General features: G+C 38.4%; 16 protein-coding genes. 13 read left to right on the forward strand and 3 right to left on the reverse strand.

The features are described from left to right. Window positions 1-91: 91 nt before the first annotated feature. From serC to ACZIX2_RS12750, 5 genes are all read left to right on the forward strand, one after another. On the forward strand, window positions 92-1,162 hold the full coding sequence (gene serC / locus ACZIX2_RS12730; protein ID WP_463340474.1) for a 3-phosphoserine/phosphohydroxythreonine transaminase: 1,071 nt from the start codon (window positions 92-94) through the stop codon (window positions 1,160-1,162). 85 nt (window positions 1,163-1,247) lie between these two features. After that, entirely contained in the window at window positions 1,248-2,198 is a 951-nt protein-coding gene (locus ACZIX2_RS12735) for a D-2-hydroxyacid dehydrogenase (RefSeq protein WP_463340475.1), read from the forward strand. 97 nt (window positions 2,199-2,295) lie between these two features. After that, window positions 2,296-2,853: a DUF937 domain-containing protein gene (locus ACZIX2_RS12740; protein ID WP_463340476.1), complete on the forward strand. Its 558-nt coding sequence runs from the start codon at window positions 2,296-2,298 to the stop codon at window positions 2,851-2,853. Between the two features lie 98 nt (window positions 2,854-2,951). Continuing rightward, complete coding sequence (locus ACZIX2_RS12745) at window positions 2,952-3,383, forward strand: DUF6146 family protein (protein WP_463340477.1); 432 nt, start codon at window positions 2,952-2,954, stop codon at window positions 3,381-3,383. Window positions 3,384-3,415: 32 nt separating this feature from the next. Continuing rightward, entirely contained in the window at window positions 3,416-3,718 is a 303-nt protein-coding gene (locus ACZIX2_RS12750; RefSeq protein ID WP_463340478.1) for a DUF6787 family protein, read from the forward strand. Between the two features lie 38 nt (window positions 3,719-3,756). Here ACZIX2_RS12750 and ACZIX2_RS12755 read toward each other — a convergent pair whose 3' ends face one another. From ACZIX2_RS12755 to msrA, 3 genes are read right to left on the reverse strand one after another with little or no spacing between them, the layout of a single operon-like run. After that, on the reverse strand, window positions 3,757-4,059 hold the full coding sequence (locus ACZIX2_RS12755) for a hypothetical protein (protein WP_463340479.1): 303 nt from the start codon (window positions 4,057-4,059) through the stop codon (window positions 3,757-3,759). Window positions 4,060-4,098: 39 nt separating this feature from the next. Further along, entirely contained in the window at window positions 4,099-4,767 is a 669-nt protein-coding gene (gene folE, locus ACZIX2_RS12760; protein WP_463340480.1) for a GTP cyclohydrolase I FolE, read from the reverse strand. Between the two features lie 12 nt (window positions 4,768-4,779). Further along, window positions 4,780-5,313 carry a peptide-methionine (S)-S-oxide reductase MsrA gene (msrA, locus tag ACZIX2_RS12765; RefSeq protein ID WP_463340481.1) on the reverse strand — a complete coding sequence of 178 codons (534 nt, stop codon included), beginning with the start codon at window positions 5,311-5,313 and terminating at the stop codon, window positions 4,780-4,782. Between the two features lie 152 nt (window positions 5,314-5,465). Between msrA and ACZIX2_RS12770 the strand changes: the two genes are divergently transcribed. From ACZIX2_RS12770 to ACZIX2_RS12805, 8 genes are all read left to right on the forward strand, one after another. Then, window positions 5,466-6,131 carry an ABC transporter ATP-binding protein gene (locus ACZIX2_RS12770; protein WP_463340482.1) on the forward strand — a complete coding sequence of 222 codons (666 nt, stop codon included), beginning with the start codon at window positions 5,466-5,468 and terminating at the stop codon, window positions 6,129-6,131. A gap of 31 nt (window positions 6,132-6,162) precedes the next feature. Continuing rightward, window positions 6,163-6,927 carry a TIGR02757 family protein gene (locus ACZIX2_RS12775; protein ID WP_463340483.1) on the forward strand — a complete coding sequence of 255 codons (765 nt, stop codon included), beginning with the start codon at window positions 6,163-6,165 and terminating at the stop codon, window positions 6,925-6,927. 94 nt (window positions 6,928-7,021) lie between these two features. Continuing rightward, a complete protein-coding gene (locus ACZIX2_RS12780) occupies window positions 7,022-8,095 on the forward strand; it encodes a hypothetical protein (protein ID WP_463340484.1) in 1,074 nt (357 codons plus the stop codon). Continuing rightward, window positions 8,085-9,518: a glycosyltransferase family 2 protein gene (locus tag ACZIX2_RS12785; RefSeq protein ID WP_463340485.1), complete on the forward strand. Its 1,434-nt coding sequence runs from the start codon at window positions 8,085-8,087 to the stop codon at window positions 9,516-9,518. The genes ACZIX2_RS12780 and ACZIX2_RS12785 overlap by 11 nt, the downstream gene beginning before the upstream one ends. A gap of 5 nt (window positions 9,519-9,523) precedes the next feature. Continuing rightward, the gene (locus ACZIX2_RS12790; protein ID WP_463340486.1) at window positions 9,524-10,789 is read left to right on the forward strand and encodes a YaiO family outer membrane beta-barrel protein; all 1,266 of its coding nucleotides are present in this window, start codon (window positions 9,524-9,526) and stop codon (window positions 10,787-10,789) included. Window positions 10,790-10,801: 12 nt separating this feature from the next. Further along, the gene (locus ACZIX2_RS12795; protein WP_463340487.1) at window positions 10,802-12,979 is read left to right on the forward strand and encodes a DUF4838 domain-containing protein; all 2,178 of its coding nucleotides are present in this window, start codon (window positions 10,802-10,804) and stop codon (window positions 12,977-12,979) included. Between the two features lie 5 nt (window positions 12,980-12,984). Beyond that, window positions 12,985-13,350, forward strand: coding sequence for a response regulator transcription factor (locus ACZIX2_RS12800; protein WP_463340488.1), 366 nt, complete (start codon window positions 12,985-12,987; stop codon window positions 13,348-13,350). A gap of 470 nt (window positions 13,351-13,820) precedes the next feature. After that, window positions 13,821-15,170: a DEAD/DEAH box helicase gene (locus tag ACZIX2_RS12805; protein ID WP_463340489.1), complete on the forward strand. Its 1,350-nt coding sequence runs from the start codon at window positions 13,821-13,823 to the stop codon at window positions 15,168-15,170. The last annotated feature ends 103 nt before the right edge of the window (window positions 15,171-15,273 follow it).

Raw genomic sequence — 15,273 nt, forward strand, 5'->3', positions numbered from 1 at the left:
CAAATACCTTAAATTATTTCGAATAATTCAGCTCGTTTTCAAGTTGGATTATCGAAATTTGCATTTTTAAATTTTCGGACAATAACTACACATGAAAAAACACAACTACAGCGCAGGACCAAGTATTTTACCACAAGAAGTTTTCGAAAAAGCAGCACAAGCTGTCTTAGATTTTAACCAATCCGGATTATCGATTTTAGAAATTTCCCACCGCAGTAAAGATTTTGTTGCGGTTATGGACGAAGCCAGAGCGTTAGCCTTAGATTTGTTAGGCCTTACAGACAAAGGGTATCAAGCCTTATTTTTGGCAGGAGGTGCCAGTTTAGAATTCATCATGGCTCCTTTTAATTTGATGAAAGAAGGTGGCAAAGCTGCCTATTTAGATTCAGGTACTTGGGCTAGTGCCGCCATCAAAGAAGCCAAAACTTTTGGAGAGACCGTAATCGTGGCTTCTTCCAAAGACCAAAACTACAGTTATATTCCTAAAGGATACACAGTTCCTAGTGATGCCGATTATTTCCACTGCACCAGTAACAATACTATTTTTGGTACCCAAATGAAAACCTTCCCAAAACTCGACATTCCCGTGGTATGTGATATGAGTTCGGATATTTTCTCTAGAGTACTTGATTATACTCAATTTGACATCATCTATGCAGGAGCTCAAAAAAACATGGGTCCTGCAGGTACCACCTTGGTAATCGTTAAAGAATCTATTTTGGGTAAAAACGGTCGCAACATTCCAAGTATGTTGGACTACAGCAAACATATCAATGCCGGAAGCATGTACAATACCCCACCGGTATTTTCTGTATACACTTCCCTACTTACACTACAATGGCTTAAAAACCTTGGCGGTGTAGCGGCTATTGAAAAAATTAACAACGAAAAGGCAGCCTTATTGTATAATGAAATCGACAGAAATCCTCTGTTCAAAGGTACTGCCGCTCTTGAAGACCGTTCGAATATGAATGTAACATTCTTACTCAACGATCCTGCTCACACCGCTATCTTTGATGAAATATGGAAAGCTGCCGGAATATCTGGATTACCAGGACACCGTTCGGTAGGTGGTTACAGAGCTTCGATATACAATGCCATGCCTTTAGAAAGCGTGCAAGTATTAGTAGACGTTATGCAAGCGTTAGAACAAAAAGTATAACAGCGTTTTGCCTATCTTTTCCATAAAAAAATAATTAAACCTACACAACACAAGTTCTCTTGTGTTTACAAATGCCTATTACAAAATGAAAATATTAGCCAATGACGGAATTTCAAAAAGTGGAATTCTAGCTTTAGAAAAAGGTGGTTTTGAAGTAATCACCACCAAAGTTGCCCAAGAACAAGTGGCCAATTTTATTAATGAAAACAACGTGAGCGTAATCTTGGTAAGAAGTGCAACCAAAGTACGCAAAGACATTATCGATGCTTGTCCTGGTATCAAAATTATTGGTCGTGGCGGTGTTGGTATGGACAATATTGATGTAGAGTACGCTAAAAGTAAAGGGATACACGTAATTAATACGCCTGCTTCTTCCTCTGAATCGGTTGCCGAATTGGTATTTGCCCACCTTTTCACTGGTGTGCGTTTTTTACATGATTCTAACCGCAACATGCCTTTGGAAGGCGACACTCAATTTGAGCAATTAAAGAAGGCCTACGCCAATGGAACCGAATTACGTGGCAAAACCCTAGGAATCGTTGGTATTGGCCGTATTGGTCAAGCCACCGCCAAAATGGCTTTGGGATTAGGTATGAAAGTTATTGCTGCCGATAGCTTTATTCCACAAGTAGACGTTAAGGTGGAGTTTTTTGATGGTCAATCCATTACTACTACTATTGTTTCTCAATCATTGGAATCTTTGTTTGAAGAAGCTGACTTTATTACTTTACACGTACCTGCTCAAGACGGCTACATCATTGGTGAAGCTGAATTGGCTACCATGAAAGACGGCGTAGGTATTGTCAACTGTGCCCGTGGTGGTGTAATTGATGAAGTGGCTTTACTAAAAGCATTAGACTCAGGTAAGGTAGCCTTTGCTGGATTAGACGTATTCGAAAGCGAACCCAAACCTGAAATGACCATTTTGATGCACCCAAAAGTATCGTTGACTCCTCACATTGGAGCAGCTACTGGAGAAGCACAAGACCGAATTGGTACCGAATTGGCCTCTCAAATCATCACTTTATTAGGGTAGATTTTTTCTCAAACCATAACAAAAAGGTAATTTATAATTTGCATTATAAATTGCCTTTTTTTGTTTACATTTGGCAATACTTTTAATCTAAAACCCTATGTTTGAGCAATTAACACAATTAGTACAAGTTTTTGGGCAAGAATCGGTGGTGCAAAACGACGCGATTCCTAATGAGCAAAATGAGGCTGTGATGCAAGAAGCCGGCAGTTCCATTTTTAATAGCTTACAACAAATGGCAGCGGGTGGCGGTTTGGAACAATTGGCAGGATTGTTTAGTGGCAACAATGCGCAAAACAGCGCCAATCCAGCCGTTCAACAAATCACACAGCACTTAACTGGAAATTTAACCGAAAAATTTGGTCTCTCAGGAGATGCAGCCGCTGGTGTGGCTAGCAGTATGATTCCAAACATCTTGGGAAGTTTGATGGGCAAAGCCAATGATCCCAACGATAGTTTCCAAATTACGGACATAGTGAATGCCATTTCAGGCGACAGTGCTCAAGCTGGGGGTATCATGGATGCTATTTCAAAATACGGCAGTCAGTTTGGCTTGGATCAAAATGCTGATGGTAAAGTCGATATCAGTGACGCCATGAATCTTGCCAAAAGCAGTGGAGGACTTGGTGGTTTACTCGGTAGAATCTTCGGTAAATAATCATAACACACAACGCCATCTTACCTCTGATGGCGTTTTTTTTTTAATTCTGATTCGCATTTTATAATATTCAGTATACTTTGCAACAATTACATTCCATGAGAGCATTTATTTTCAGTTGTTTCCTAATTATCATCATGGTGGCATGTACGGCAAAACAACACACCTCAACTCCCTCAAGCACATCCAAGTCCGTACTTGGTGACACGGTGCGTATTGCCAATGAACAACTAGAATACGAAATAATTATCATCGATCCCGGATTTGTGGGCTGGCTCAACTCTGTAGCGCAACCTAGAGGGTTTTACACGCAATTTTACTTGGAGAATAAAAATCGTTTTTATGTCACCGAATGGAACTTACGGGTGCAACAACCCCAACGTTTTGATCCAAATCTTTACGAAATGACCATCAACTACGATCCGAACATTGATTATGGGTACGAGGTCAATTATTTACTCTACAATTACATGATTTATTTTCAAAATACATACAAACAACGTTTGTTTGGCAATGTCCCGATACGATAAACTTAGTATATTTGTACAATTGACATTTTAGAATGAGAAAATTAAAAGAACGTTGGGGTATAGAAAGTAACTTTCAATTAACACTGATTTTTATTGTTTTTGCGATCACTGGTTCAGCATCTGCATGGTTATCTAAACCTTTTTGTTATTGGCTGGGCATAACCAAAGATGATTTGGGATTTTGGTTCACTCCTATTCGACTCCTACTTATTTTCCCTATTTATCAAGTACTTTTAGTTTGCATAGGATTTTTATTTGGTCAATTTCGATTTTTTTGGGCTTTCGAAAAAAAAATGCTCCGAAGTATGGGACTCGGTTTTCTATTTAAAACATAAAAAAAGCTTCGTTACGGAAGCTTTTTTTGTTTTTATTTTTAAGCGTTTTTCTGTTTCTTGATGAGATAAGTGTATATCCAAGTCAAAGTAAACGTTGGGATTATATCTGAAAAAGGAAAGGATTCTTCTATAAATGTTATCACTCCCGCTACTTTCCCAACACTTCCTTTATACATCCAGGTCATTAAAAAACCGGCTAAAGGTGCCCAAATCACGTCTGAGAATTCACCAATCATTGGTATGGAAAAAGAAAGCATTCCGATAGCATCAAACAAGATACTTAAGAATAAATGTCTTCTTTTTTGAGAAGCTTCATCGCTACTTTCTGCTTGGTTTGTCATTTTTAAATTTTTGAAAGGACCAAACAAAAATAGTGCCTTTTATCCTTGTTTAATCATATTGAAAAAATCATTTCTATTTTCTTTTTCGTTGAAAATCCCACCATACTGAATGGTTGACGTAAAGCTTGTTTCATCTTTGATACCACGACTAGACACACACAAATGTTTGGCTTCCATCACCACAATCACATTGTCTGTTTCCAACACCTCTTTTAATTCGTTAAAAATTTGCATTATCAAACGCTCTTGTACTTGGGGTCGACGAGAATAATAGTCAACGATTCGGTTCAATTTTGACAACCCAATTACTTTGCCACTCGAAACATACCCTATGTGAGCTTTACCTACAATGGGTAAAAAATGGTGCTCACAGGTAGAGTTAAAATTAATATTGGCTTCTACCAACATTTTGTCATAATGATAACTGTTGTCAAATACAGAAATTTTGGGTTTGTTTTGAGGATTCAAACCACTAAAAATTTCTTGGATGTACATTTTGGCCACACGATACGGTGTCCCACTCAAGGAATCATCTGTCATATCCAAGCCAATTTCTTCCATAATGGCATGAAAATGGTGTTCGATCCGTTGCATTTTTTCCGCATCCGATTTTGCAAAAGCATCCTCACGTAAAGGCGTTTCTGCATTAGTAAAATAATGATTGTCGCCCAATATTTCAATTAATTCTTTTTCGGTTATTGTTTTCATAAGATGTTTTTTTTATTTGATAATTGCAGAAAAAGTTTTGTACACTTTGTCTATTTTCGGAGTAATTACGTAACTGCAATAGGCTTGTTCGGGTTGACGATAAAAATAATTTTGATGGTACTCTTCTGCTTTGTAGAAAACCGTAAACGGTGTTACCTCTGTCACTATGGGGCTGCTCCAAACTTGTTCGGCTTCTATACGTTGGATTATACTTTCGGCTTCTACTCTTTGCTCCTCGTTGTGATAAAAAATCGCCGATCGGTACTGAGGTCCTATATCCGCACCTTGTCTGTTGAGCGTGGTGGGATTATGGGTGGCAAAAAAAACCTCCAACAATGTGCTAAAAGCAATGGTATGCGCATCATAAACTATTTGTACTGCTTCGGCATGACCCGTATTCCCATTACAAATCTGCTCGTAAGTGGGGTGCTCTAAAGTTCCTCCTGTATATCCTGACACTACGGTCTGCACCCCTTTGAGATTCATAAAGACTGCCTCGGTGCACCAAAAACATCCTCCAGCAAACGTTGCTTTGTGAGTTTCCATATATTCTACTCTTTTTTTGTTTAACAAATGTAATAAAATATTAAACAAAAACATCTTTTTAACGTAAGATTAATAGTTGTTGGCTGAAATAAAAAAACGAATCCTTTTTGGAAGGCGCAAAATCTTTGTTTCTTTGTAAAAATCCTATGTTTATGATACAAGCCAAAAACATCCACAAGTATTACGATCAGTTAGAAGTACTTAAAGGGGTAGATTTACACATTACAGCCGGTGAAATAGTTTCCATAGTGGGGGCTTCCGGTGCAGGTAAAACCACCTTATTACAAATTTTAGGCACATTGGATCGCCCCAGTCCGGCGACTCATAGTCAACTCCTAATTAACGGCATGGACATCTTGCAACTGAATGACACCGAATTATCGCGGTTTCGAAATCTCAACTTAGGCTTCATCTTTCAATTTCATCAATTATTACCTGAATTTACAGCCTTAGAAAACGTCTGTATTCCGGCCTTTATAGCCGGGACACCCAAAACCGAAATCGAAAAAAGGGCAAAAGAACTGCTAGGGTATTTGGGACTATCCCATCGTATGGATCACAAACCCAATGCGCTTTCGGGTGGGGAACAGCAGCGAGTAGCCGTGGCAAGAGCTTTAATCAACTCCCCCGAGGTGGTTTTTGCAGACGAACCTTCTGGTAATCTCGATACCCATTCGGCAGAAATGTTGCACCAACTGTTTTTTCAGTTAAGAGATGAAATGGGACAAACCTTTGTCATTGTAACCCACAACGAAGACTTAGCCAATATGGCCGACCGCAAGTTGGTCATGGTGGACGGACAAATAAAAACTACGTAAACGAATTATTCCATAGCCCCAACTGTTTCCAATGCATCCCAACGAACTCAAAGAATTTCTAGATCAAAAAGTAGCACAATACAATACTTTGGATTTTATTGCAAGCGATCCCGTTCAAATTCCTCATTTGTTTAATCAAAAAGAGGATATAGAAATTGCAGGTTTTTTGAGTGCAACTATCGCTTGGGGTAACCGCAAAATGATTATCAAAAACGGTCTTAAAATGATGGACTTGATGGGTAATTCACCTTATGACTTTGTTTTATCTCATTCAGAGAGCCATTTGGAGGCTCTAGATTCATTTGTTCATAGAACTTTTAACGGACAAGACTTTAAGGCTTTTATAAAAGGATTGCAACATATATACAAGCATCATGGGGGATTAGAAAATGTTTTTGCCCAACATCAAGAAACCACAAGTGTCCAAAAAAGTATTCATGAATTTAAAAAGATTTTTTTTGAAGTGAATCAACCGCAAAGAAGTCAAAAACACATTTCGGATCCACTGAATAATTCGGCCGCCAAAAGAATCAACATGTACCTAAGATGGATGTGTCGTCAAGATAGCAAAGGAGTAGATTTGGGTATTTGGAAAAGCATTTCACCTTCAAAATTATCCTGTCCTTTGGATGTACATTCCGGCAATGTGGCTCGCAAATTAGGTCTTTTGTATAGAAAACAAAACGACGGTAAAGCTTTAAATGAATTAGATACCCAACTCCGAATTTTAGACCCAACTGACCCTGTTAAATATGATTTTGCTTTGTTTGGACTGGGCGTGTTCGAAAAGTTTTGATCCTTATATAGTACAACAAAACCTACTTAACAAAAGGAATTTCTTTTTATCATTCGATTTTTTTTTGTAATATTATGCTGAAAATAAGAACTTTATGGATTCCATTGTATTTTACATTAAAACTATCGTTCTTCCATTATTGGCTATTTCAGTTGCAATTGTGATTATTTACCTCTTTGTAAGTGCCCTTCTCTATAACCAAAACATTCCCTACAGAAAAAACATTCAACACACCCTAGAAAACTTTTTAGTTGCCGTACTTATAAAAAATACTGATCCTCACTATTACCAAGAACGTTTGCAAAAACTAAAACATGAGCTTCCGTTGCATAAAAATTGGTGTAAAAATTTAACCATTGCTACTTTAATTCAATTTAAAAAAAACATTAGAGGACAATATGCTGAGCGTATCCCCGAACTGTTTGAGGATTTAAATTTACACCAATATACTTTACAACGACTGCAAAGTTTTTTTATCAACACCCAATGCGAGGCCTTGTACGACTTGCAAATGATTGGCTACCGCAAAAAAATCAAAAAAATTCTGGTGCCTTTTTTAAGACATAAAAGAAAGGTGATCCGTTCTAGTGCTTACATGACTTATTTTACATTGTATCCGGTTGTAAAAGGAGACTTCAAAAACACCACTGTCATCATCAATGAATTGAACCTCATCAAAATCATGGATATATTGCATCAGAATCGTGTTACCATCAATCCTAATGCAGGTCGATGGTTAGCCTCAAACAACGACTCTATCAAAAAAATAGCGATTAAAACCTTAGTGTTTTACAATGATAAGTCGCATGACGCAGCCATTATAACCCTATTGGACTCTAAGGATGATTCCCTTGTATTAGAAGTCATTTATGCTTTGAGGGATTTGTTCATTTTTGAAGGCGAGCTTCCATTGCTGCAGCGTTTTTTCAAATTTTCGATTCCCTTACAAATCCAAGCCCTTAAAACATTGAAAGTGATCGGTAGCGCCTCCACTGTTACCTTTTTAAGCACTCATCTTGATCAATTGATGCTCCCAGAACTACAATTGAATGCCATGGAAACTTTAGTTTATGTGAATGAACAAGAAGCGCAACGATTAGCGCAAGAAAACAGTCTACGTTACACCATGTACGAACATATTAAAACCAAACGCGATTATGGTTACTAACCTCCTAAAACAGATTATTTTATTTTTGGAATCCGTAGTTACCTTTTTTGCTGCTAGCTATTTGGTACTATTCATTGCCATCGTTTTTTTAGGCTACTATGGCATTCGCAAGCATATGCGCTATCAAAAATACCTAGAGGAAGAAATTGTCATGAAATCCAATCATTTGCTTGGGGTGTCGGTTGTAGCCCCAGCTTATAATGAAGGAGTTACCATAGTATATAATGTCAAATCGTTGCTTTCCTTAACCTATCCTAAATTTGAAATCATTATTGTAAATGATGGCAGTACAGACGATACCTTAGTCAAATTAATTCAAGAATTTGAATTAGTCAAAGTCCCTTTTTATTATGTAGAATCGCTGAAAACACAACCTGTTCGCGGCCATTATCGGTCTACAAATCCGGTATATTCAAAATTACTAGTAGTAGATAAGGAAAATGGCAAAAGTAAAGCCGATGCCTCTAATGCAGGGATTAATTCGGCCCAATATCCCTTGTTTTTATGCACCGACGTAGATTGTATTTTAAAACAAGACACCATAATAAAATTAGTCAAACCCTTTTTTGAACATCAAACCCGTGTGATTGCTACTGGAGCTGGGATACGGGCTTCTAATTCTTCTATAATCCAAGAAGGCTATTTGATTCAATCCAAATTTCCTACACAATGGTTTCCAGGCTTTCAAGAGCTAGAATATTTGCGCTCGTTTTTAATTGGACGTATGGCATGGACTCAAGTGAATGGCTTGCTTTTAGTCTCTGGTGGATTGGGATTGTTTGACAAAGAAATTGCCATTGCAGCTGGTGGATATTGGCATAAATCCTTAGGTGAAGACATGGAATTGATTTTGCGTATGCGTAAATGTATGTACGAAAGAAAAGAAAAATTTAAAATTGTATACATACCCGAATCGCTCTGTTGGACCGAAGTACCTACTACCCGTACCATATTATTGCGGCAACGGGTCCGCTGGGCCAGAGGACTCATCCAAACCTTATACTTGCACCGCTCCATGTTTTTCAACCCTAAATATGGAAAAACCGGCTTTTTATTGCTCCCCTATTTTTTCTTTTATGAGTTTATGATTCCGCTACTCGAAGTATTAGGATTGCTGTTATTAGGTTTGAGTTATTTTACCCATCTCTATCGCTATGATTTCCTATTGTATATGTCTCTTTGCGTATATTGTTTTTATTTATTGGTTACCTTAGTTTCCATTATTATAGAAGAAAATCGCTTCCGACATTATAGCCAGCTACCTGAGATTTCAAAGTTAATTCTGATGGCCCTCTTGGAACCTTTTGCCTATCACCCTTTTAATGTGTATGCTTCCATTAAAGGCTATTGGCATTTTTTTAGACAAAAAGAACAACAATGGGGCGAAATGACCCGTCAAGGCCATTCCTCCTCCCAAACTTGAGTAAGATGAAAATACACCTCCTCTATAAAACTATAATCGTTTGTTGGCTCGCAATGCTTGTGTCGACCGAAGTTTGGGCACAAAAAATTAACACTGACAGCTTGGTTTCCGTCATTGTCAATGATTATAAAAACGACGTACTGCATGAAGTCATTCTTCAAAAAGCTTTACTAGGAAAACGTTTGGCACCCAATTATTTGGATTTTCATCTTTTTGCTGGCAGAATGCACCAATTGCTCAAAAACAAGGATAGTGCCCGATATTATTATCATTATGTTATAGAGCGCAATCCAAAATATGCAGATGTTTATCCGTATTGGATTGATTTAGAAGCACAAGACGGTCAATATGATAAAGCTCGAGAAATCGTAGAATTAGGGCTTGCCAACGATAAAAACAATACCGCCTTATTGTTCAAAAAAGCCGAAGTTATGCAAGTTCAAGCCCAAGATGAGGAAGAATTGCAGTATTTGTATACTTTACAACACAACTATGGCAATAACTCCTACCTCAAACAGCGTTTGAATTACTTGGAAGGTAAAATTAACCAGCAACGCCTTGGTATCGAATACAGCAATACTACATTTGACCGGAACTATGTAGGGCCTTGGAACATGATCAATGTGAGTTATAGTACTACACGAAAATGGGGAACAGCCTTGGGCAGAGTATCTTACTTGGACCGTCGTGGCATGGATCAAATCGTCCTACAAGGCACGCAATATGAAGCCGACATCTACCTCAACACCTATAAAAACCAATATTTCAACTTCAACCTTGCCTTAAGTAATGATGTGGTTTTCCCTAAGATTCGATGGGGGGGCAATTACTATTTTTCTTTTTTAAAGATTTGGGAAAGCAATTTGGGGTTGCGTTACACCCAAACCTCCTCTGAAGACTTTGCAGCTTTGGTTGTGGGTCTTGGAAAATACTATGGCAATTTTTGGTTGAAAGGTGATTTTTATTTACAAAAAAATGACAACAACTTATATACAAGTTACCTCTTTACTTCAAGATACTATTATGGCAATCGGCACGATTTTGGCTCGCTACATTTGGGTATCGGCACTTCTCCAGATGACAAAAACACCATTGGTTTGTTGCAAAATCGTATTGCCCTACAATCGCTACGAGCGGGATTAGGATTGCAAAAGATGTTGCATGAAAAATATATAGTTGGCTTACTCACCGCCTTTAATTATCAAGAAGTAATAAAAAATTATCATCAAAGTGAATTTGAAATTACTGTGCGCATGCAGTATGTTTTTTAAAACTAGAAAGTCATGAAAACCCTTTCGTTCTTTATACTCTTCCTTTTTTCTGTTATGAAAGCACCTGGCCAACTCCTTTTTAAACCTCATGTTTCCTATGTTATTGTTGCTCAAAATGCATTGGAGCAAGAAGTAGCTCTGGAATTGCAACAACATTTAAAAGCTATGGGGCCCTTTACATTTGAATTACAAACCAATTCCACTACTCCAGCCCTTGTTTTGGAACTTAACCCCACACTCTCTGCGCCTTCGTTTAGCCTTTCTTCAGATCAGAAGACACTCTATTTAAAAGCCTCTTCACCACAGTATTTGCGTTATGCCGTGTATACACTTTTAGAGTATTGGGAAGTACGAAAGTTTAGTCCGGAATACACCTATTATCCCAAACCAGCACAGCTCAGTTTCCCACTTGATTATTTTAAGTCCTATACTCCGACCTTTCAATTTAGAGGTTTATTGTATCCTGCCAGTTATGACGCCTCCTTTCGAGCGTGGCATAAATTGGATTGGTATTTAGATGCTTTTGGTTTGTGGGGGCATAGCTTTGCCACTTTATTACCTCCCAAAACTTATTTTGCCCCACATCCCGAATACTATGCCTATTATAATGGCAAACGCAACGCAGAGGGGCTCTGTTATTCAAATCCGAAAACCTTGGCTTTGCTTACCCAACAATTGGCTAGTATTATTGACAAAAATCCAACAGCGCAGTACTATTCGGTGAGTCAAAACGATGATATTGTTTATTGCGAATGTTCCCAATGTCAAGCCAAAAACAAACGCTATGGCACACCACAAGGGGCTCATTTCTATTTTTTGAACCAGGTGGCCCAACAATTTCCTCAACATAAAATTGTTACCCTCTCTTATTTATTTACTTACCACCCTCCCCAACAATTGCGCTTAGCACCCAATCTCTATATTCTCTTTTCGCCCATAGCCATGAATAGAAGTAAATCCATCATCGACAACCCCTCGGTCTGGCAAACTTTACAAAAATGGACCCAACTTTCGCCTCATGTCTTTATCTGGGACTATACCGTAGGTTTTTCCAATTATTTGAGTCCGTTTCCGAACCTCCATACGTTTTCAGACAATTTCAAAGCTTATACAAAAGCGGGAGTCAAAGGGGTTTTTGCCCAAGGTTATGCGGATGTACCCGGTAGCCTGTATGAATTAAGACAGTACTTATTGGCCCAATTGTTATGGGATCCTCAAGCCGATATCCCGAAAATTACCCAAGATTTTTTAAGAGGCTACTATGGAAAAGCGGCGCCTTTTGTACAACAGTATTTAGATGTATTGCATCAAAATCAAATTCAATCGGCCTCTTATTTGGACATATACGATGGTCCTGTGGGACAAATTCAACGCTTTTTAAGTCCCGAACAATTGGATCAATACGATCAAATTTTGGAAAAAGCCTCATTGGCCGTTGCCAACGATTCTATTTTGGCCTCTCGAATAGAAAAAATTCGGCTCGATCTTGATTATGTTCATTTGCAGCAAGCCAAATATTATGGCAAAAAACAACATGGCCTTTTTGAAAATACCCCCAACGGGACCCAAGCAAAAACTAGGTTGATGCAAAAAGCAACCGATTTTGCCGCGAGATGTCGAAAATACCAGGTATACGAACTTAGCGAAGGGGGTTTGTCACCAGAAACCTATCTTAACGATTGGAAAACTTATGCTCAAAACGGTTTTGCCGACCATTTAGGTGAAGGACTGGACGTAACCTACCTTGTCCCAGCCTCGGATGATTTTCAAGGAAAAGGACAACAAGATTTGGTAGACGGCGTGAGAGGCACTAGAGATTTCACCCTCAATTGGCAAGGTTGGTATGGAAGTAATCCAACGTTCCTATTAACTACCCAAAAGCTTTCTTTCAATACTTTAGAAATGGGGTTTTTAGAAGACCAACGGCATTGGATTTTCCCACCCGAAACCATACAAATTTGGGGAAACAAACGATCCAAATGGGTCTTGCTCGAAGAGCTTGCTATGGACCAACTTACCGAAAACGACGAGGTGCGTCGAGTCACTGCTACATTTAGAAGCAGCAAATTTAGTAGCTTTACTCAACTTAAAATTGTGATTCGCAACCAGTCGGAATTGCCTATTTGGCGAAAAAGAAAAAACAAAAAACCAATGGTCATGTTAGATGAAATTGAATTGTATAAAAAATAACGCTTATGTCCTCCAAAAAAATTTTGATAATAGACAATGATTCTATGAACCTTGCTATTTTGAAAGCGATTTTTAGAAAAGAAAACTACGAATTGACTTTTGTAGAAAATGGCATTGAAGCCCTTGCGCTTCTTCCAAAACTACAACCTGATTTGGTCATTACCATCCTTCTTTTACAACTTAAATCGGGTTTCGAAATTATTGATTATGTTAAAAAAAATTATCCCAAAACCGCCGTAATTGCTTTGTCGTTTTTAGGAGAAGAAGAAAAAAGCGTGGTCGAAGCGTTTCAACTGGGCGTGGATGATTTCGTGACCAAGCCCTTTAATCCCGAGGAACTTTTAATGCGGGTAAAGCGGTTGTTGAAGTGAAAAGTGAGATCTGAGATTTGAGATGTGAGATGTGAGATGTGAAGAGTGAGATCTGAGATCTGAGATGTGAGATGTGAGATGTGAGAAGTGAGAAGTGAGAGGTGAGAGGTGAGAGGTGAGAGGTGAGAGGTGAGAGGTGAGATGTGAAGTGTGAGAAGTGAAGAGTGAGAAGTGAGAGGTGAAAAGTGAGAGGTGAAAAGTGAGATGTGAGATGTGAGAGGTGAGATGTGAGATGTGAGAAGTGAGATGTGAGGAGTGAGGAGTGAAAAGTGAGAGGTGAGAGGTGAAAAGTGAAAAGTGAAGAGTGAGTTTTGGGGTTTGGATATATTGTAAAAACTTAATCGGAGAAAGGATTTGCTACTATACCTTTTACAAATTCTCGATGCTCGAAAGGAGGCGTTCCTTGGCGGGTGGAAATGAAAAGAAAAAAATGCCTAAATTATACCTATCTTTGCACAAAAATTAGATTCATGCGTACTTTCGAGCAATTCCAACTTCCTAAATCCTTACAAAAAGCCATTAATGACTTAGGGTTTACCTCGCCTACTCCCATACAAGAGAAAACTTTTTCGGTGATTCTATCGGGCAGAGACATGATGGGAATCGCACAAACCGGAACCGGTAAAACTTTTGCTTACCTTATTCCTTTGTTAAAACAATATAAATTCACCAACACCAATACACCCAAAATTGTGATTTTGGTGCCTACCCGCGAATTGGTGGTTCAAGTGGTAGAAGAAGTAGAAAAACTCACCCGATACTTGTCGGTTAAAACCCTCGGGATTTACGGAGGGGTAAACATTAACACACAAAAAAAAGCCGTGTATGAAGGGGTTGACATCCTTGTTGGCACCCCAGGTAGAACGATGGATTTGGCTTTGGACGCGGTTGTTCGCTTTGATGTAACTCAAAAATTAGTCATCGACGAATTTGACGAAATGTTGAATTTGGGCTTTAGACCTCAATTGACTGCCTTATTGGCCATGATGAAAACCAAGCGTCAGAACATTTTATTCTCGGCCACCATGACCGATGAAGTGGATGAACTATTGAATGATTACTTTGATTATCCCGAAGAAGTAACACTTGCTCCCTCTGGGACGCCATTAGAAAACATCACACAGCTTACTTATAGTGTACCCAATTTCAATACCAAAGTCAATTTACTAGCCCATTTGTTAACCCAAGAGGAAACCATGAGTAGGGTTTTGGTTTTTGTTAATAATAAAAAAATATCCGATTTACTTTTTGATAAAATCGATTCCCTTTTTGAAGGACAATTCGGGATCATCCATTCTAACAAATCACAAAATTATCGTTTGAATACTATGGCCGAATTTCAAGAAGGCCGTTTGAGAGGATTGATCACCACCGATGTTATGGCTAGAGGGTTGGATATTTCCAATATCACCCATGTCATCAATTTTGAAATGCCCGAACTACCTGAATTGTACATGCACCGCATTGGTAGAACCGGTAGAGCGGATGCTTTGGGTACTGCCCTCAATTTTGTATCACCAAGAGAAGAAGAATCCAAAATTGAGATCGAATTGTTGATGAACATGGAATTGCCCCTATCCCCTTTTCCAGAGGAAGTAGCGGTATCCACACAATTGATTGGACCGGAGAAAGATCGTCAGCCTGTAAAATTCTTATTGAAAAAAGTCACCTTAGAAGGCGAAGGAGCGTTTCATGAAAAAAGCAAAAAAAATCAGAAAGTCAATTTAGGAGGACCTTCGAAAACGAAGAAAAAAACCCACGGCTCTGTGAATCGTAATATGCTTAAAACTAGAAACAAAAAGCGTAAAGATTCGAAATAGACGATAGAGGTTAGACGTTAGACGTTAGATATTAGAAGTTAGATATTAGAAGTTAGATATTAGAAGTTAGATATTAGAAGTTAGATATTAGAAGTTAGATATT

The organism is Flavobacterium riviphilum (assembly GCF_055231795.1).